At 63.3% G+C, this 17,602-nt stretch carries 12 protein-coding genes and 8 tRNA genes; 5 read left to right on the forward strand and 15 right to left on the reverse strand.

The window, feature by feature from the left end; translation table 11 throughout:
- The first annotated feature begins 33 nt into the window (after positions 1-33).
- Positions 34-1,386 carry an MATE family efflux transporter gene (locus tag AC1DT6_RS21215; protein ID WP_441627421.1) on the forward strand — a complete coding sequence of 451 codons (1,353 nt, stop codon included), beginning with the start codon at positions 34-36 and terminating at the stop codon, positions 1,384-1,386.
- Positions 1,387-1,643: 257 nt separating this feature from the next.
- Here AC1DT6_RS21215 and AC1DT6_RS21220 read toward each other — a convergent pair.
- From AC1DT6_RS21220 to gltX, 7 genes are all read right to left on the reverse strand, one after another.
- A tRNA-Asp gene (locus AC1DT6_RS21220) sits at positions 1,644-1,720 on the reverse strand.
- A 68-nt stretch (positions 1,721-1,788) separates the two neighbouring features.
- Positions 1,789-1,864, reverse strand: a tRNA-Glu gene (locus AC1DT6_RS21225).
- Between the two features lie 107 nt (positions 1,865-1,971).
- Positions 1,972-2,047: transfer RNA gene (locus AC1DT6_RS21230), tRNA-Ala, on the reverse strand.
- Between the two features lie 331 nt (positions 2,048-2,378).
- Positions 2,379-2,455 (reverse strand) — tRNA-Asp (locus tag AC1DT6_RS21235).
- A gap of 69 nt (positions 2,456-2,524) precedes the next feature.
- Positions 2,525-2,600, reverse strand: a tRNA-Glu gene (locus AC1DT6_RS21240).
- Positions 2,601-2,707: 107 nt separating this feature from the next.
- A tRNA-Ala gene (locus AC1DT6_RS21245) sits at positions 2,708-2,783 on the reverse strand.
- 265 nt (positions 2,784-3,048) lie between these two features.
- Positions 3,049-4,452: a glutamate--tRNA ligase gene (gene gltX / locus AC1DT6_RS21250; protein ID WP_441627423.1), complete on the reverse strand. Its 1,404-nt coding sequence runs from the start codon at positions 4,450-4,452 to the stop codon at positions 3,049-3,051.
- A gap of 250 nt (positions 4,453-4,702) precedes the next feature.
- Between gltX and AC1DT6_RS21255 the strand changes: the two genes are divergently transcribed.
- Positions 4,703-5,644 (forward strand): patatin-like phospholipase family protein, encoded by a 942-nt coding sequence (locus AC1DT6_RS21255; protein ID WP_441627427.1) that lies wholly within the window; start codon positions 4,703-4,705, stop codon positions 5,642-5,644.
- 102 nt (positions 5,645-5,746) lie between these two features.
- On the opposite strand, the gene AC1DT6_RS21260 is transcribed toward AC1DT6_RS21255, so the two are convergent.
- From AC1DT6_RS21260 to AC1DT6_RS21280, 5 genes are all read right to left on the reverse strand, one after another.
- Entirely contained in the window at positions 5,747-6,436 is a 690-nt protein-coding gene (locus AC1DT6_RS21260; protein ID WP_477114880.1) for a C40 family peptidase, read from the reverse strand.
- A 287-nt stretch (positions 6,437-6,723) separates the two neighbouring features.
- Entirely contained in the window at positions 6,724-8,364 is a 1,641-nt protein-coding gene (locus tag AC1DT6_RS21265) for an ABC transporter ATP-binding protein (RefSeq protein ID WP_441627538.1), read from the reverse strand.
- 74 nt (positions 8,365-8,438) lie between these two features.
- Complete coding sequence (locus AC1DT6_RS21270) at positions 8,439-9,566, reverse strand: ABC transporter permease (protein WP_035860490.1); 1,128 nt, start codon at positions 9,564-9,566, stop codon at positions 8,439-8,441.
- Positions 9,563-10,615: a microcin C ABC transporter permease YejB gene (locus AC1DT6_RS21275; protein WP_441627430.1), complete on the reverse strand. Its 1,053-nt coding sequence runs from the start codon at positions 10,613-10,615 to the stop codon at positions 9,563-9,565. The genes AC1DT6_RS21270 and AC1DT6_RS21275 overlap by 4 nt, the downstream gene beginning before the upstream one ends.
- Positions 10,616-10,633: 18 nt before the next feature.
- Positions 10,634-12,514 carry an extracellular solute-binding protein gene (locus AC1DT6_RS21280; RefSeq protein ID WP_477114881.1) on the reverse strand — a complete coding sequence of 627 codons (1,881 nt, stop codon included), beginning with the start codon at positions 12,512-12,514 and terminating at the stop codon, positions 10,634-10,636.
- Positions 12,515-12,751: 237 nt separating this feature from the next.
- On the opposite strand from AC1DT6_RS21280, the gene fabI reads away from it, so the two are divergent.
- Positions 12,752-13,540 carry an enoyl-ACP reductase FabI gene (gene fabI / locus AC1DT6_RS21285; RefSeq protein ID WP_035860500.1) on the forward strand — a complete coding sequence of 263 codons (789 nt, stop codon included), beginning with the start codon at positions 12,752-12,754 and terminating at the stop codon, positions 13,538-13,540.
- Positions 13,541-13,662: 122 nt separating this feature from the next.
- On the opposite strand, the gene AC1DT6_RS21290 is transcribed toward fabI, so the two are convergent.
- The 3 genes from AC1DT6_RS21290 to AC1DT6_RS21300 form a co-directional block, all read right to left on the reverse strand.
- The gene (locus AC1DT6_RS21290) at positions 13,663-14,550 is read right to left on the reverse strand and encodes an alpha/beta hydrolase (RefSeq protein WP_477103523.1); all 888 of its coding nucleotides are present in this window, start codon (positions 14,548-14,550) and stop codon (positions 13,663-13,665) included.
- Between the two features lie 89 nt (positions 14,551-14,639).
- Positions 14,640-14,716: transfer RNA gene (locus tag AC1DT6_RS21295), tRNA-Arg, on the reverse strand.
- 103 nt (positions 14,717-14,819) lie between these two features.
- On the reverse strand, positions 14,820-16,037 hold the full coding sequence (locus AC1DT6_RS21300) for a GGDEF domain-containing protein (RefSeq protein ID WP_441627437.1): 1,218 nt from the start codon (positions 16,035-16,037) through the stop codon (positions 14,820-14,822).
- Between the two features lie 395 nt (positions 16,038-16,432).
- On the opposite strand from AC1DT6_RS21300, the gene AC1DT6_RS21305 reads away from it, so the two are divergent.
- A tRNA-Pro gene (locus tag AC1DT6_RS21305) sits at positions 16,433-16,509 on the forward strand.
- Between the two features lie 746 nt (positions 16,510-17,255).
- On the forward strand, positions 17,256-17,477 hold the full coding sequence (gene infA / locus AC1DT6_RS21310) for a translation initiation factor IF-1 (protein ID WP_006157708.1): 222 nt from the start codon (positions 17,256-17,258) through the stop codon (positions 17,475-17,477).
- Positions 17,478-17,602 lie beyond the last annotated feature (125 nt).

The raw sequence follows: 17,602 nt of genomic DNA on the forward strand, positions 1-17,602 counted from the left end.
CTGGTACTCCTCTCCCAGGCAACGGCACGACGCATGACTGCACTCCAGGATATCCGCCGGATCTCTGTGCTGGCCGCGCCGGTCCTGGTCGGCCAGCTCGCAGTGATCGCCTTCGGCGTGATCGATACCATCATGGCGGGTCGCGCCTCGGCGATCGACCTGGCGGCGGTGGGGCTGGGCGGATCGATTTACGTCACGATCTACATCAGCCTGATGGGCGTATTGCAGGCGCTTGCCCCGATTGCCGGCCAACTCCATGGGGCCGGGCGCAGTGCCGAGATCGGCAGCGAGGTCAGGCAAGCCGCCTGGCTTGGACTGGCGCTGGCCGTGCCTGGCATGTTGCTGCTCTTGTTCCCCGGTCCGCTGCTGGATTTTGCCCAGGCGCCGCCCGAACTGGTTGAGAAGGCAACGCGCTACCTGCATCTCCAGGCCTTCGGCTTGCCGGCCGCGCTGGGCTTTCGCATCTATTCCGCGCTGAACAATGCCTTGTCGCGTCCGGTCATGGTGACGGTGCTGCAGCTTGCCGGGCTGGCGGTGAAGATTCCGCTCAATGCCTGGTTCATCGGTGGCGGCTTCGGCATCGCGGCCATGGGCGGACCCGGCTGCGCGCTCGCTTCGGCACTGATCAGCTGGATCTGGTGCATCTCCGGCGTCCTGATCCTGCGGCGCAACGCGGCGTACCGTCCCTTGCAGATATTTTCCAGCTGGGCATGGCCGCAGGCGCGGCCGATCCGCGCGCTGCTGCGGCTGGGCGTGCCAATGGGACTGACCTACCTGATCGAGATAACCTCGTTCACGCTGATGTCGATCTTCATCACGCGCATGGGCACCGTCGTGCTGGCCGGGCACCAGATCATTGCCAACCTCGGCGCGGTGGCCTACATGCTGCCGCTGTCACTGGCAATCGCCACCTCGACGCTGGTGGCGCAAGCCCTTGGCGCGCGCGACCGGACGGCGGCGCGCCGCATCGCCCGGCACGGGATCTGCCTGGCGGCGGCGCTGGCGATCATGGTCGGCGGCATGCTGTGGATCCTGCGCGAGCCGCTGCTGCATGCCTATGCCAAGGACCCTGCGGTGGTCGGCGCCGCCCTGCCGCTGATGCTGTTCATTGCCTTCTACCAGGCCTTCGATGCGGTACAAGTCATGACGGCATTCATCCTGCGCGCCTACAAGATCGCACTGGTGCCGACCTTGATCTATGCGCTGTCCCTCTGGGGCGTCGGCCTGGGTGGCGGTTACGTGCTTGGTTTTGGCCTGATCGACGCCCTGCCAGCCTTCACGCATGGCGCCGCTGGGTTCTGGATGGCCAACAGCATCAGCCTGGCCATCGCCGGCTCGTTGCTGGTGCGCTACTTCGTTACCGTCAGCCGTCGCCACGACGGTTAAGCCTGCCCCCCCCTGACGCGCGTGCCGGATGGATTTTGCCTGTGACCCGGCAGGCATGTGCAGGACATACCGACGGTCCGTCCGCAAGCGCTACGCAACAATATCCGACTACCCAAGAAAGACAGAGGCAAGTAATACGCACGCGCCGTCGCTGCGCGAGCGGCGCCGAATTGCCGGAGATTATCAATGAGCCGCCAGGGTAAGTGCCGGATAGCAAAAGAAAAAACCCGCATGGCATAACCATGCGGGTTTAGTTTTGGCGGAGTGGACGGGACTCGAACCCGCGACCCCCGGCGTGACAGGCCGGTATTCTAACCAGCTGAACTACCACTCCATACTCTTGCTTATCACCACGAGCCACGCTCCTGATGACAAACCGAACGTTTGGTTACGTTCGTTATCTGGCGTCCCCTAGGGGATTCGAACCCCTGTACTCACCGTGAAAGGGTGATGTCCTAGGCCTCTAGACGAAGGGGACAAGAACTTGTTTTTCAACTTGTTCCGTCTTGCGTGCCGAAGACCTTAACAACCAGATCCTCGCCACACTGGAAGCCTCGATTCACTAGACTCGAAACTTCCGGCATTTGGTGGAGCTAAGCGGGATCGAACCGCTGACCTCTTGCATGCCATGCAAGCGCTCTCCCAGCTGAGCTATAGCCCCATGATACTACGTTGCTGCATCGCGGCTTACCACCGCCGTCGTTTTCGCGTTTGTTTCTTCGTTTCAGCGAAGACGAGATTATATAAACAACTTTGCCCTTTGACAACCCCTTTGGGCAGCGAATCGATTAAGGGCGGGGTCATGCAGGGCTATAGCGGAGCACTATCGCGATAATGCCCTGCCGCCCAGAAAACACGACCGCGAATAATGTGCCGCGCACAGCCACGCACGATCGTGCGTCGATTAGCCGGAGATTATCAACGAGTCTCCAGGGTAATTGCCGGACGGCAAAAGAAAAAACCCGCATGGCATAACCATGCGGGCTTAGTTTTGGCGGAGTGGACGGGACTCGAACCCGCGACCCCCGGCGTGACAGGCCGGTATTCTAACCAACTGAACTACCACTCCATACTCTTACTTATCACCACGAGCCAACGCTCCTGACGACAAACCGAACGTTTGGTTACGTTCGTTATTTGGCGTCCCCTAGGGGATTCGAACCCCTGTACTCACCGTGAAAGGGTGATGTCCTAGGCCTCTAGACGAAGGGGACAGAAACTTGTTTTTCAACTTGTTCCGTCTTGCACGACGAAGACCTTAACTACCAGACCTTCACCGCACTGAAAGTTTTGATTCACTAAAATCAAAACTCCGGCATTTTGGTGGAGCTAAGCGGGATCGAACCGCTGACCTCTTGCATGCCATGCAAGCGCTCTCCCAGCTGAGCTATAGCCCCATGGTACAACACTACTAATTCACTACCTGCCGCCGCCGTTTCGCGTTTGTTTCTTCGTTTCGGCGAAAGCAAGATTATATAAACAACCCTGCTTTTCGACAACCCTTTTTTTAACTTTTTCAGCGATCCGCATTACTGCGAAATTACTACCTATCGCCTCCATCCGTTAAGCCCGCTTGGTTTTTTCCGCGCTGCAGGGAGAACGAGATTATGCTCAAGTCCTGGCAAAAGCGCAAGCCCCCGCCAGGATTTTTTGCAAACTTCCTCAGGCGAGTCCGGCCTGGATGCGACGCAGCACGGTGTCGCGCCCGAACAACTCCAGCACGGCGTCGATGGCGGGGGTCTGCAACTGTCCCGCCACCAGCAGGCGCACCGGCATGGCCAGCTTCGGCATCTTCAGGCCGAACTCGGCCAGCACGGCCTTGAATGCTGCGCTGATGTCCTCCCGCTTCCATTCCGTCAGGGCCGCCAGCCGTGCAGCCAGGGCCTGCAGCGCCGGCAGGATATCGGCGTTGAGATGCTCGGCCTTGAGCACCGGGTCAGCTTGCGGCTCGCCGCGATAGAACAGCATCGCCGCCTGCGCCACATCTTTCAAGGTATTGGCTCGATCCTTCACCAGCGCGATGACACCTTCCAGACTGGCACCCTCCACCTTGCCGCCCAGCGCCTCGATAAACGGTTGGGTCAGCCCAGCCAGGCGCGCGTTGTCGCCCACCTTGATGTAGTGGTTGTTGAGCCAGGCCAGCTTCTCGGGGTTGTACTGCGCCGGCGACTTGCCCAGGTGCTCCAGGTCAAACCACTCTACGAACTGCTCGCGCGAGAAGATCTCGGCGTCGCCATGCGCCCAGCCCAGGCGGGCCAGGTAGTTGAGCACGGCCTCGGGCAGATAGCCTTCGTCGCGATAGCCGGTCACGGCCATGGCGCCATGGCGTTTGCTCATCTTTTCGCCCTGCTCGTTGAGCACGGTCGGCAAGTGGGCATAGACAGGCGGCGTACCGCCGAGTGCGCGGATGATGTTGATCTGCCGCGGCGTGTTGTTGACGTGATCGTCGCCGCGAATCACGTGGGTGATCTGCATATCGAGGTCATCGACCACCACGCAGAAGTTATAGGTGGGCGTGCCGTCCGGGCGGGCGATCACCAGGTCGTCGAGCTCGTCGTTCGATATCTCGATGCGCCCTTTGACCGCGTCGTCCCAGACCACGCTGCCGCCAATGGGATTCCTGAAGCGGATCACTGGCTGCACCCCGGCCGGCGGCTGCGGCAGGACCTTGCCCGGCTCGGGGCGCCAGAAGCCGTTATAGCGCGGCTTCTCGCCGCGCTCGCGCTGCGCGTCGCGTAGCGCATCCAGTTCCTCCGTGCTCATGTAGCAGGGATAGGCCAGCTCGCTGCCCAGCATCTGCTTGACCACCTCGCGATAGCGGTCCATGCGCTGCATCTGATAGAACGGGCCTTCGTCGATATCGAGCTCGAGCCAGGCCATGCCCTCCAGGATCACGTCCACCGACTCCTGAGACGAACGCTCGACGTCCGTGTCTTCGATGCGCAGGATGAAATCGCCCTTCATGCGGCGTGCAAAGGCCCAGGGGTAGAGCGCGGAGCGGATATTGCCGAGGTGAATGAAGCCGGTCGGGCTCGGCGCGAAGCGGGTGCGGACGCGTTGTGTCATAGAGGAATGAAACAAAAAAGCCCGCGCACGAATGCGCGCAGGCCGGAGTGTAGGATCGCCGCATTATAGCAAGCAGGGCGCAGCCAACCGCCCCCGGTTCGCGCTGGAATGCCCGGCCGCGCGGAATCATTTATGCTGCGTCCGGTCTGAATGCTGTCGCACGGGACGTGCGGCCGACGTGGACGGCACATTCTGCCCTCGCCCACGCTGGCTGTGACGACCGCGCCATTTCTCCTCCCTCGGTTACTCCATGCAACGACGCAACTTCCTTGGTGCCGGTGCGGCAGCACTGCTGGCTGCCTGCTCCTTTGGCCCAAAACCGGGCGCACTCACCGCAGCGCCGGACACCCCGGCTGCGCCGCCCACGGCGCCACCCCGGCCGATCAAGATCGGCCTTGCGCTCGGCGGTGGCGCCGCACGCGGCTTCGCCCACATTGGCGTGATCAAGGCACTCGAAGCACAGGGCATCCATCCGGACTTGGTCACTGGCACCAGCGCGGGCGCGGTGGTCGCGGCACTCTACGCATCGGGCATGAACGGATTCCAGCTCAACAAGGTGGCGCTGACGATGGACGAAGCCACCATCGCCGACTGGGCCCTGCCCTTCGGCACCCGCTTTGGCGGCTGGCTCAAGGGCGAGGCGCTGCAGAACTACGTGAACCGGCTGGTCGCAAATCGCCCGATCGAGTCCATGAAGCTGCCACTGGGCATCGTCGCCACCAACCTCAAGACCGGCCAGGGCATCTTGTTCCGGCGCGGCAACACCGGCCAGGCGGTACGGGCATCGAGCAGCGTGCCGGGCGTGTTCCAGCCGGTCTCGATTCAGGGGCATGACTATGTGGATGGCGGGCTGGTCGAACCCGTACCGGTCGATTCCGCGCGCGCCATGGGCGCTGACTTCGTGATAGCCGTGAACATCTCCGCCGAGCCCTCCAGCCAGAAGAACGGCGGCCAGAGCGGCGTATTGCTGCAGACCACGGCCATCATGGGGCAGTCGATCAGCAAGATGGCCCTGGCGCATGCCGATGTGGTAATCCGCCCCGACCTGCCGGACATGGGTGGCAGCGACTTCGCCTCGCGCAACCGCGCCATCCTGGCTGGCGAGCAAGCGGCCTCCGCGGTCATGGCGAGCCTGCGCGACAAGCTTGCCCTGGCGCGCTCGCGGCCCGCCGGAACGGTGGCCGCGCAATAACGGCCGCGGGAGCACATGCCGCCGGGAGGCGGCGCCAACGAAAAAGGACTGCGAGGCAGTCCTTTTTCGTTGTGACACGCACGGACAGGGCCCGCCCTCGCCTCAGCCGCCGTAGAGCGAACGACCGCCTGCGTTGGGATCGAAACGCTTGAGCGTCTCGACCATATTGCCCAGGTTGCTGGCGCTGCCGCTGTCCTGCGGCATATCGTCGATACGGCGCGCGCCGTTGTAGCGCGTCACCCAGTACGAGGCGCGCATGTCATCGACACGAATCTTGCTGCCGGTGGACGGGGCATGTACGAACTTGTTGTCACCAATGTAGATGCCAACGTGCGAGAAGGTATGGCGCATGGTGTTGAAGAACACCAGGTCGCCGGGGCGCAGGTCGCTGGYKGCCACGGTGGTGCCAACCTGGCTCATCTCKACCGAKCGGCGCGGCAGCATGAAGCCAAAGGTATCGTTGAAGACGTAGCGGACAAAACCGCTGCAGTCGAGGCCCGATTCCGGGCTGTTGCCGCCGAAGCGGTAACGCACGCCGATCAACCCGAGGGCATTCATGACCAAGTCGCCGGCCTTGCTGGCCACATGGCTGGTCGAGTTCATGACCGAAGACAGCAAGCCGCGCTTGCCTTCCGGATGCGGCTCCGCGCTGAGTTCGGTACGTGCGTCGATGCGGGCGTCGGGATCCTTGAAGACCGTGTCAGCCAGCACTCCATTCGATAGAGTGGCACCGCAGGCAATGGCTATTCCTACGGCGGCGCGCGCCAGGGAATGAAGCACCGTTCGCTGCATTGGTTCTCCTGATGAATCGTTCTTGTCCGGGCCCGGGCAAACACACCGGGGCGGGCCTGAAATCAATGAAGTGGATCGCACGCAAAAAGCGCGCCAAGTGACGCAAGCCACCCGCGCTGTGCATAAGCGACGCGCGAACCACCCGTAAAATTAGTTCTCGCCGGATGGTATAAGGTTGTCATCCACATGTCAAAGTTCGTTACAAAATTCAGATAAAGTGCTTTGTAATCAAGGCTATACAACGGAAGTCGCAGATGCTTTCTCGGTTTGATTATGTCAGCGGCAGGTCAATCGGGTGACACCCTGAGTTCGGCCGCACCAACTTGCGGCGGAATCGGGTCGCCTGCACCAATTTCGGCCGCGATCATGAGCTTGCGGGTGTATGCGTGCTGCGGATCACCTAGCACAACCTCGGTTTCTCCCGCCTCCACCACCTCGCCGGACTTCATCACGATGACCCGGTGCGCCATGGCGCGGATCACGGCCAGGTCATGGCTGATAAAGAGATAGCTCAGGTTGTACTTGCGCTGCAGTTGCGTCAGCAGCGCCAGCACCTGCTGCTGGATGGAGACATCGAGCGCGGACGTCGGCTCATCGAGCACCAGCACCTGCGGCTTGAGGATCAGCACGCGCGCGATCGCCACGCGCTGGCGCTGGCCGCCGGAGAACTCATGGGGATACCGCCCCAGGGCCGTGCGGTCCATGCCCACCTCGCGCAGCGCCTCGGTAACGCGTTGCCGCATGGCGTCGCGCGAAAGGCCCGGCTGGTGCAGTGCCAGGCCCTCCCCCACGATCTGCTCGATGGTCATGCGCGGCGAGAGCGAACCGAACGGGTCCTGGAACACCACCTGCAAGCGCGAGCGCAAAACGCTACGCTCGCGCCGCGAGACTTCGTCCAGGTTGCGGCCCAGGAACTGGATTTCGCCGGCACTACGGCGCTGCAGGTTCAGCACGGCGTGAGCCAGCGTGGTCTTGCCGGAGCCCGATTCGCCCACGATGCCGATCGTCTCGCCCTCGCGCAGCGAAAAATCCACGCCCTTGACCGCGGCAAACTGATCCCGGCCGAACCAGCCAGCCAGCCCGCTGCGCTTGCGCGCATAGTTCACGCACAAGCCGCGCGCTTCCAGCAGTACCGGCGCCAGCGGCACCAACGGCAGCACCTCCCGGCGCGGCCGGCTGTCGATCAGCTTGCGGGTGTAGGGATGCTGGGGCGCGGCGAAAACGCTGGTGGTTTCGCCCACCTCGACCAGCACGCCCTTCTCCATCACGCCCACGCGCTGGGCAAAAGCCCGCACCAGGTTGAGGTCGTGCGTGATCAGCATGACGGCCATGCCGAACTCAGCCTGCAGGTCGCGCAGCAACTCGAGGATCTGCACGCGGATGGTGACGTCGAGAGCAGTGGTAGGCTCGTCGGCCAGCAGCAGCTTGGGCCGGCAGGCCAGCGCCATGGCGATCATCGCGCGCTGGCGCTGGCCGCCCGATAGCTGGTGTGGAAAGCTGTCGAACCGGTGCGCCGCATCACTGATGCCAGTGCGCTCGAGCAACGCAATGGCGCGCTCGCGCGCAGAGCGCCGGTCCAGGCCCTCATGCAGCGCCAGCGTCTCCACGATCTGGTTGCCGATCGTGTAGAGCGGGTTGAGCGCAGTCATCGGTTCCTGGAAGATCATGGCGATGTCGGCACCACGAATGCCCCGCATCTCGCGCTCCGAGACCTTGAGCAGGTCGCGGCCCTCGAAACGCACCGCGCCCTGGTAACGCGCGTCCTCCACCAGGCGCAGCATGGCAAGCGCGGTAACCGTCTTGCCCGAGCCGGATTCGCCCACCAGCGCGAAGCGTTCGCCCGCACGCAGGTCAAAGCTGACATCGCGCACCGCGCGGGTGGCCTCGTCGCCATGGCCGAACGTGACCGACAGGCGTTCGATGCACATTAGCGGACCGCCAGCGCCCTCCTTGGCTTGCACCGCTTGCACACCATTCACGGTGCTGGCTTGCGACAGCGCGCTCATGGCGTCACCTCGGCCGCGGGCGAACCTTCCGGCGCCTTCGGCTCGACCCGTCCGCGTAGCTGGGCCAGGCCCAGGCGCGTATCGAAGGCATCGCGCAGCGCGTCGCCCATGAAGGTCAGCAGCAGCAGGGTCACCACCAGCACGGCGAAGGTCGACAAGGAAATCCACCAGGCATCGAGGTTGGCCTTGCCCTGCGCCAGCAACTCACCCAGGCTAGGGGTGGTGGGCGGCACGCCCAGGCCAAGGAAGTCGAGGCTGGTCAGGGCCAGGATGGCGGCGCTCATGCGGAATGGCAGGAAGGTGATGACGGGCGTCAGGCTGTTGGGCAGGATGTGGCGCCACATGATCTGTACGTTGGAGAGTCCGAGCGCCCGTGCCGCCTTGACGTAATCGAGCGAGCGATTGCGGTAGAACTCGGCGCGCACGTAGTCGGACAAACCCATCCAGCCGAACAGCGAGAGCAGGATGATCAGCAGCGCCAGGCTTGGCGTGAAGATCGAGGCGAAGATGATCAGCAGATAGAGCTCGGGCATCGAGCTCCAGATCTCGATGGCGCGCTGCGAGAACAGGTCGAAGCGCCCGCCGAAGAAGCCCATCAGGGCGCCCGTCAGGGTGCCGATCACCACGCCGATCAGGGTCAGGGCCAGGCTGAACAGCACGGAGACGCGAAAGCCGTAGAGCAGCCGTGCCAGCACGTCGCGCCCGCGGTCGTCGGTACCCAGCCAGTTCTCCGCCGAAGGCGGCGCCGGATTGGGTTCCTTGGAGAAATAGTTGATCGAATCGTACGAATAGCGGTTGGGCGGAAAGATCGCGAAATTGCCATTGCTGGTGATGCGGTCGCGGATAAAGGGATCGAGGTAGTCCGCCCTGGTAGGAAAGTCTCCGTCGAAGGTGTTCTCGGCGTAGGTCTTGACGATGGGGAAATACCATTCGCCCTTGTACTTCACCACCAGCGGCCTGTCGCTCGACAAGGTCTCGGCAACCAGGCTGAGGAGGAAGATGGCAACAAAGAGGATCAGGCTCCAGTAGCCGAGGCGATTGCGGCGAAACCGCTGCCAGGCTCGCTGGCGCGGCGAGGGCGAATGCGGCAGCCCGTTGGGGAGCGTGCGCGAGCGGAATTTCATCGGTGCACTGCCTCGAAGTGGATGCGCGGGTCGACCATCACATAGCAGACATCGGAAATCAGCCGGGTCACCAGGCCGATCAGGGTGAACAGGTAGAGCGTGCCCAGCACGACCGGGTAATCGCGCCGCAGCACGGCCTCATAGGACAGCAGGCCGAGTCCGTCGAGCGAGAACAGCGTTTCGATCAGCAGGGAACCCGTGAAGAAAGCACCGATAAAGGCCGCCGGGAAACCGGTCACAAGCGGGATCAGCGCGTTGCGGAAGATGTGCTTCCACAGCACGCGCCGCTCCGCCAGGCCCTTGGCGCGGGCGGTCAGCACGTATTGCTTGCGAATCTCTTCGAGGAAAGCGTTCTTGGTCAGCATGGTAACCACGGCAAAACTGCCCACCACCGATGCGGTGATCGGCAGCACCAGGTGCCAAAGGTAATCCATTACCTTGCCCATCAGCGAGAGCTGCTCCCAGTTGTCCGACGTGAGCCCGCGCAGCGGGAACCACTGCACGAACGTGCCGCCCCCGAACAGCACCAGCAGCAACACACCCAGCACGAAGCCGGGAATGGCATAGCCCACCAGCACCACCATGCTGGTCACCACATCGAAGCGGCTGCCCGCCCGGATCGCCTTGGAGATACCGAGCGGCACCGATATCAGGTAGGTCAGGAAGAAGGTCCATAGACCCAGGCTGACGGAGACCGGCATCTTCGACTTCACCAGCTCCCACACGCTGCGGTGCTGGAAATAGCTCTGCCCCAGGTCGAACTGGGCGAAGCGCTTGAGCATCATGAAGTAGCGCTCCAGCGGCGGCTTGTCGAAGCCGTACAGGGCCTGGATCTCCTTGATCTTCTCGGGGTCCACGCCGCGCCGGCCGCGGTATTCCGCGCCGCCGCCGCTGGCCTCGCCGCCACCGCCTCCCCTGCCCTTGAGCTCGAGCATCATCTGCTCGACCGGCCCCCCCGGCACGAACTGGATCACCGCGAAGGTGAGGGTGATGACGCCGATCAGGGTCGGGATCATCAGCAATACGCGCTTGAGCAGATAGGCGAGCATCTTGTTTCCTTGTCGCGCTTATTGAGCGGCCGGCTTGGTGTCGGCACGCCACCAATCGCTCAGTATCCAGCCTTCGGCCGTGTAGTAGTGCGGCAAGCGCTGCGGATAGACCAGCTCTTTCCGATATGACACCCGGTGCGAGGCGCTATACCAGTTGGGCACGATGTAGTAGCCGTGCATCAGCACGCGGTCCAGCGCGCGCCCGGCGTTGACCAGTTCCTCGCGCGTATGGGCGTGCAGGACATTGTCCACCAACCGGTCGATGGCGGGCGATTTCAGGCCGAACAGATTATCGGAACCGGGCGTGCCTGCGGCTTCGCTGTTGAAGCGGTCGCGCAGTTCGTTGCCGGGGCTCTGCGAATCCGGGAAGCGGATCGACACCATATCGAAGTCGAAGTCCTCCAACCGCTTCTGGTATAGCGCGAAATCGGTGGTGCGCTGGTTCACCTCCATGCCCAGCTTTTCCAGGTTGCGCACATAAGTGGTAATGACGCGGCTCATGGCGCCGCCGTCATCCAGGAACTCGAAGACGAAAGGTTCACCCTTGGCATTGCGCAGCGCACCATCCGTGTAGGTCCACCCCGCCTGCGCCAGCAACCTGCGCGCCTCGCGCAGGTTGTCCCGCAGGGAGCGCGGCGGATTGGTGGTAGGCATCGTCACGATAGGCCCGAATACCTCCGGCGCCAACTGTGTGCGCAGCGGCTCCAGCAGCGCCAGCTCGCCGGGGCCTGGCCGGCCGTCGAAGGTGGCACTGGCTGCCAGTTCGCTGTTGGRGAACCAGCTATCGAGACGCCGGTAAGCACCGTAGAAAAGCTGGCGGTTCAGCCACTCGAAATCCAGCGCCAGGATCATGGCTTGCCTGACCCGCACATCCTGGAACACCGGCTTGCGCATATTCATGACGAAGCCTTGCATGCCGGCTCCGTTGCGATGCGGAAAATCGGTCTTCACCAACTCGCCGTTGCTAAAGCGCTTGCCCTCATAGCTCTTGGCCCAGCTCTTGGCCTTGTACTCGACGATGGCGTCGAACTCGCCGGCCTTGAAGGCTTCCAGCTTGGCGGTCTCGTCCTTGTAGAGGCGGTAGACCACGCGATCGAAGTTAAAGGTGCCGCGCCGCACCGCCAGGTCCTTGCCCCAATAGGCTGGATTGCGCTTGAAACTGATGCCGCGCCCGGCATCGTAGCGCTCGATCAGGTAGGGCCCGCTGGCCACGGGATCCTCGAAGGTCAGCTTGTCGAACGGTACCGTGGCGGTCCACTTCTTCGAAAAGACCGGCAGCGAACCGACAATCAGCGGCAACTCGACATTGCGCTGCTTGAAATCGAAGCGCACCGTGTGCGGATCCACCACAGTGACGGCTTTCACATCGGTGCACATGCTGCGGTAGCCTGGGCTGGATGCCTTGCTCATCAGCATGTCGTAGGAATACTTGACATCGCTGGCCAGCACCGGATCGCCGTTGCTGAAGCGCGCCTGCGGCCGAATGTGAAAGGAGACGGACAGCTCGTCCGCCGCCACGGTCACGTCGTCGGCCAGCAAGCCATAGGCGCTGGCGGTTTCGTCGGCGCTGGCGATCAGCAGGGATTCGAACATCAGCGAATTCACGCCGGGGGCGGAGGTACCCTTGAGCGTAAACGGGTTGAACTTGTCGAAGCTGGTGCGGCGATCCGGATTCGCGAGCGTCAGCGTGCCGCCGCGTGGCGCGTCCGGATTGACGTAATCGAAATGGGTGAAGTCGGCGGGATACTTGAGGCCGCCATACTGCGCGAAACCATGGGCCGCGCCAGCGGATAAGGGAAAACCCGCGGCACACAGGGCTACTAGTCCACAGCCCAGCGCCGCAATCGTGCGGAAGCGCTGCCATGCCGCCTGAAGCGGTCTACGTGCGCGAATAGACATCCGGTTGGGGTCCTCCACCTGAATCGGATTCGTCCGCGGCCGTCTGCGGCGCGGTCAAGTTATGAGACAATTTTACATGGGTTCGGCCGGCATTCAGCCATCCGGACATTCCAGTACGCGGCACCGCTAGTTTGCCGGTCGTCAGCCTGCTGCCAAGCAGCCACCGCGGCGCGCGCTGCAACCCGGACGCGATTGCACGAACCGTGCCCGTCCACCTCGAACATCATTGGAGAAGTTATGGGATTTCTCGCAGGTAAGCGAATCCTGATTACCGGCTTGCTGTCCAACCGCTCGATTGCCTATGGCATCGCATCGGCCTGCAAGCGCGAAGGCGCGGAACTCGCCTTTACTTATGTCGGCGAGCGTTTCAAGGACCGCATCAACGATTTTGCCAAGGAGTTTGGCAGCAGTCTGGTGTTCGAATGCGATGTCGGCAGCGACGAGCAAATCGCCGCCACCTTCGCCGCACTGGGCCAGAGCTGGGACAAGCTCGACGGGCTGGTGCACTCGATCGGCTTCGCACCGCGCGAAGCGATCGCCGGCGACTTCCTCGAGGGCCTCTCGCGCGAATCCTTCCGCGTGGCGCACGACATTTCCGCCTACAGCTTCCCGGCGCTGGCCAAGGCCGCACTGCCCATGCTGTCGGACAAGGCCTCGCTGCTGACGCTGACCTATCTGGGCGCGGAGCGCGTGGTGCCGAACTACAACACCATGGGCCTGGCCAAAGCCTCGCTGGAAGCCAGCGTGCGCTACCTGGCCGCCTCGGTAGGCCCGCGCGGCATCCGTGCCAACGGCATCTCGGCGGGCCCGATCAAGACCCTGGCTGCCTCCGGCATCAAGGGCTTCGGCAAGCTGCTGGGCCATATCGAGGAAGCAGCGCCGCTGCGCCGAAATGTGACCATCGACGAGGTCGGCAACGTGGCCGCATTCCTGCTGTCCGACCTGGCCAGCGGTGTGACCGGCGAGATCACCTACGTCGACGCCGGCTTCAACACGGTGGGCGCGAGCCTGCCCGAAGAAGCGTAATCCGGGTGCGGCCGCCTGGGCGGCCGGCCATCGCAAAAAAGGGGCGCCCGGCTTTGGCCGGCGCCCCTTTTTAGTGCCTGCGGCGAGCTGGCACCGGGACCACCGCGCATGGCACGCGCCAACTAATCGGGGCCCGGCGCGGGCAGGAGACCCGAGCGCAGATAAGCAATGATCGGCGCCCAGAAGGCATCCTGACGCTCCGGTTCGATCGCCGCATCGTGCGGCAACGCCGGCAACGCCACCAGTCGCCGCGCCCCCGCGGCGGCACGCTCCAGCCGCTCGGCATGCGCGAAGGGAATCACCTCATCCGCGCGGCTGTGCACAAGCAGCAGCGGCAACTGCAAATTACGCAAGTGCATCTCGTTGTCCCACGGCTCGGGCAACAGCCGCGCCAACCACGCCGGCACCCGCCCTGTCACCACCGCCGCCTCGCGCGCGGACGTGAATCCGGCGGCAATCACCAGGCCAGCCGGCGCCGGGCGCAATGTGGATATCACATCAAGCAGCACCGCTGAGCCCAGCGAAAATCCCATCACATAGCGCCGGGACGACAACGGCGTAGCGGCAAGGAACTGCCCGTAAGCGGCCACGCCATCTTCATGCAGGTTGACAACGCCGGGCTTGCCGTCGCTGGCGCCGTAGCCGCTGTAGTCGAACACACAGGAAGAAACACCGTTACGGTAAAGCAGCGCCTGGGCGCTGGCCCAGTCGGACAGGTTCTCCTCGTCGCCGTGATAGATCAGCACGGCAGGCGCCTCGGCTGCCTGCACCAATACGCAAGAGCCGCGCAACGTGCGCGCCCCGCTGGAAAAAGCGAACTGGCGTGACGGGGCGCCCAGGCGGTCGGGGGTCATGGCATCGGCGGAGCCGGCCGGCTTGGGTTCGAACGCATCACGTTCAACGGCCAGGAACAAGGCATGGCGGGCAGCAGCAGCCAGCAACAACAGGCAGGCGCCGCCGGCCAACCATTGACGCAGCTTCCTGGCACTGCCTGCCGGGGACTTTGCCATGGGGACACCTCGGGAAACGAGACCGTGGCCAAAAACCGCGGCTCAACCCTGGAATCTTAATCCGGACTTGTGGGGAATGCGGGAGAAGGTGGCCCGCCCTACACGATTCGAACGTGTGACCGCTCGCTTAGAAGGCGAGTGCTCTATCCAACTGAGCTAAGGGCGGATACGTGGAAACTGCTGAAGACTACCGATACGAAGCCCGGTATTCTACCTCAGAGCCGCAGCCTATCCTACCGCCCCGACACGGCGCGCCGCACAGGCAATCGTCACGATGCCTGCGAAATCCGCATGCGCGGTGTCTTTGCCATGCCGGCAATTCGCTCGACGGGCTGCGTGGAAACGCAATTCCGACCCATTGTCTTGGCGTCGTAGAGGGCATTGTCGGCTCGGCGCATCAGCGCATCCGCGCCCTCTCCCGGCAGCCGCTCGGCCATGCCGACGCTGACCGTGTAGGAGATCGCATCCGGCTCGGACGGGCATGGCGTTGCGCGCACCAGCATATTCAACCGCAAGCTGATCGCCCGCCCCTGGTCCAGTGACGCATCGGGCATCACGATGCCGAACTCTTCCCCACCCAGCCGGCCGACGAAATCGCCCGTGCGCACCGACTTGCGCAGCAACCCGCTGAAGTGGCGCAGCACGCTGTCGCCGGCGAGGTGGCCGTAGAGATCGTTGATGGCCTTGAAGTGATCAAGATCGATGAAGGCCACGGTCAAAGGACGTTGCAGGCGGTCCGCCTGCTTGCAGGCATCCTCCAGCGCCTCCCAGTAAGCGCCGCGCGTCAGCAAATCGGTAAGATCGTCATAACTGGCGCGATGCTCGAGCCGGCGGCGCAGRCTGTCGTGGGCCATCAGCGCGAAGCTGACCGACAGGCTGACGATGCCGAAGGCGTGCAGGAGGGTGAACGTTCCCTCGGGTGGCCCCTTCGCCAGCCAGGCGAGCCCGGCAGGAAGCAGGGCCAGGTCGGCTGCCTGATAGACGCCCATACCCGCGCAGGCGAGCGCGATCAACCCAAGCGACAGCGCCGCCAGCCGCCCGGTGCCGCGCTTGGCCGGCACTTGCGCCGCCACGACGCGCAGCAACGCGAGCGGAAGATAGATATTGGCCAGGGCGAAGAGCAGCGCCGGCCCCGATGGCGGCGCCCCCGACCAATCGAAGTAGACCGCACCGGCCAGCACCGCAAGATTCAGCAGGCAGAGTGCGCCCGCGCGCCCACGCCTGCCGAAGAAGCAGCGCGTGCCGTAAACCATCAAGGACAGCGCCGCGGTCATGACCATGTCCGCCAGATTGAGCGTCAGCCATTCCGGCAGATAGTCATGCGCGGCAAGCAAGACCGTGGCGGCCGTTACCAACAGGTCGCCAACCGCCCAGGAATTCAAGCCCGCCCGGCCCATACCCGGTGTGCGCTGCAAGACGGCGAATACCACTGCCATCTGCAACCCGAATAGACCCGCGACGAGCATACTAACTTGCGACTGAAACATGATTTCCCCGTCCAACTTGGCAGGTGGCGTTCCATCACGCCACCTTGCGCCCCAGGACCCGCGCGGACCCAAGGTTTTCGCCATTCATTCTTTTTACGCATCTGACCGACTTCATGCGCCCCGGCGGACGAGGGCTGGGCCTCGCGATCGTGGCGAGGGCACTCTTGTTTTCATGCTCGGCGCCAGTCCGGCAGGCGGCACGCTTCCCCTTGCGCCTGACCGGGCGCGGGGTCTGGCCGCTGCGGTGTGCGGATTATGTCAGCGCTTGCGACCAAGTCAAGCGAACCTTACCCATCGAATACGGCAGCGCTACCGGCACCGGCCAGCGCCATGCGCGGCCGGTGCAAAAGTAAAATTTGACCCGTGCCCCCCAGCCGGGCTACAATCCGACGCTTCGGGGCGTAGCGCAGCCTGGTAGCGCATCTGATTTGGGATCAGAGGGTCGCATGTTCGAATCATGTCGCCCCGACCAGTATTTGGCAATATGATCAAAGGCTTAGACCATAGGGTCTAAGCCTTTTTTTCGTCCACTGTTGGTACATGGGCCGAATCTCGGCCACTCGCCTGCCGCCCCCTCCACTGCGCCGCACCAATTCCATGGCAATGCCATAAACATGGGATGCCCCGCGAGAGCCGGAACGACGACACTGATCGCGGGCGGATCCGCAGAACGCCCACACCACTTTTAGCCCGTCACCTACCCGGCCGCGGGCTTTTTTTCGTGTTTTTGCGAGTGGAAACCAACAAGGTACCCGAGAGCACACCACGCCCGGGCAGCACTGGCATGGTATAATCGCGCGTTAGCCCGGGGTGTATGCAGCATGCCCTGTAACCGGGCGCCCTTGCCGAAATCTGCAATCAAGCCGCAATTTATACTGCGACGCAGTATCGGCAAGCCACCGGGAACATCTTGCCCGCTTCATTGCCCCGCGCCTATCACGGTAGCTCGGCCGCATTAGCTTGGGCCGCAACCGGCAAGGCAATCGGCCGGGCACTGACGCGCCCCCTGGCGATTCCCTAACGTGGACCACGTTGCACGCGCTTCGGCCGTGCCGGTCCGGGTCAGCTTGCCTCCCGCAACTCCAAGGCGCAACCAAGCAAGCCGGCGCTTGTCACTGCTGGCACCCGGACCTCGCGAGTCAGCAGGCGGCAAGCCCGCGCTCGCCTCACCGGATTTACCTAAATCATGCAGCCCAAGGCTGCCGTAAAGGAAGAAGATTGGCTAAGGAAGAACTCATTGAATTTGGCGGCGTTGTCTCGGAAGCCCTGCCCGACAATCGTTACCGCGTAACGCTGGAAAACGGCGTGGAAATCTGGGCCTATGCCTCGGGCAAGATGCAGAAACACCGCATCCGCATCCTGGCCGGTGACCGCGTGACGCTGGAAATGTCGCCCTACGACTTGACCAAGGGCCGCATTAACTTCCGCCACAAAGTCTGATCTTCTTCCACGCTCGCCGCCAGCGAGCGTTGCGCCAAGCGCGCTCCCAGGGCACCGCATAGCGGCGGTCCGGCCCAGGGAAACATCTGGCCATTGGTACCGCTTTGGTACCGGCAAGGGCCTGC

The organism is Cupriavidus sp. 01L45, from assembly GCF_056399885.1.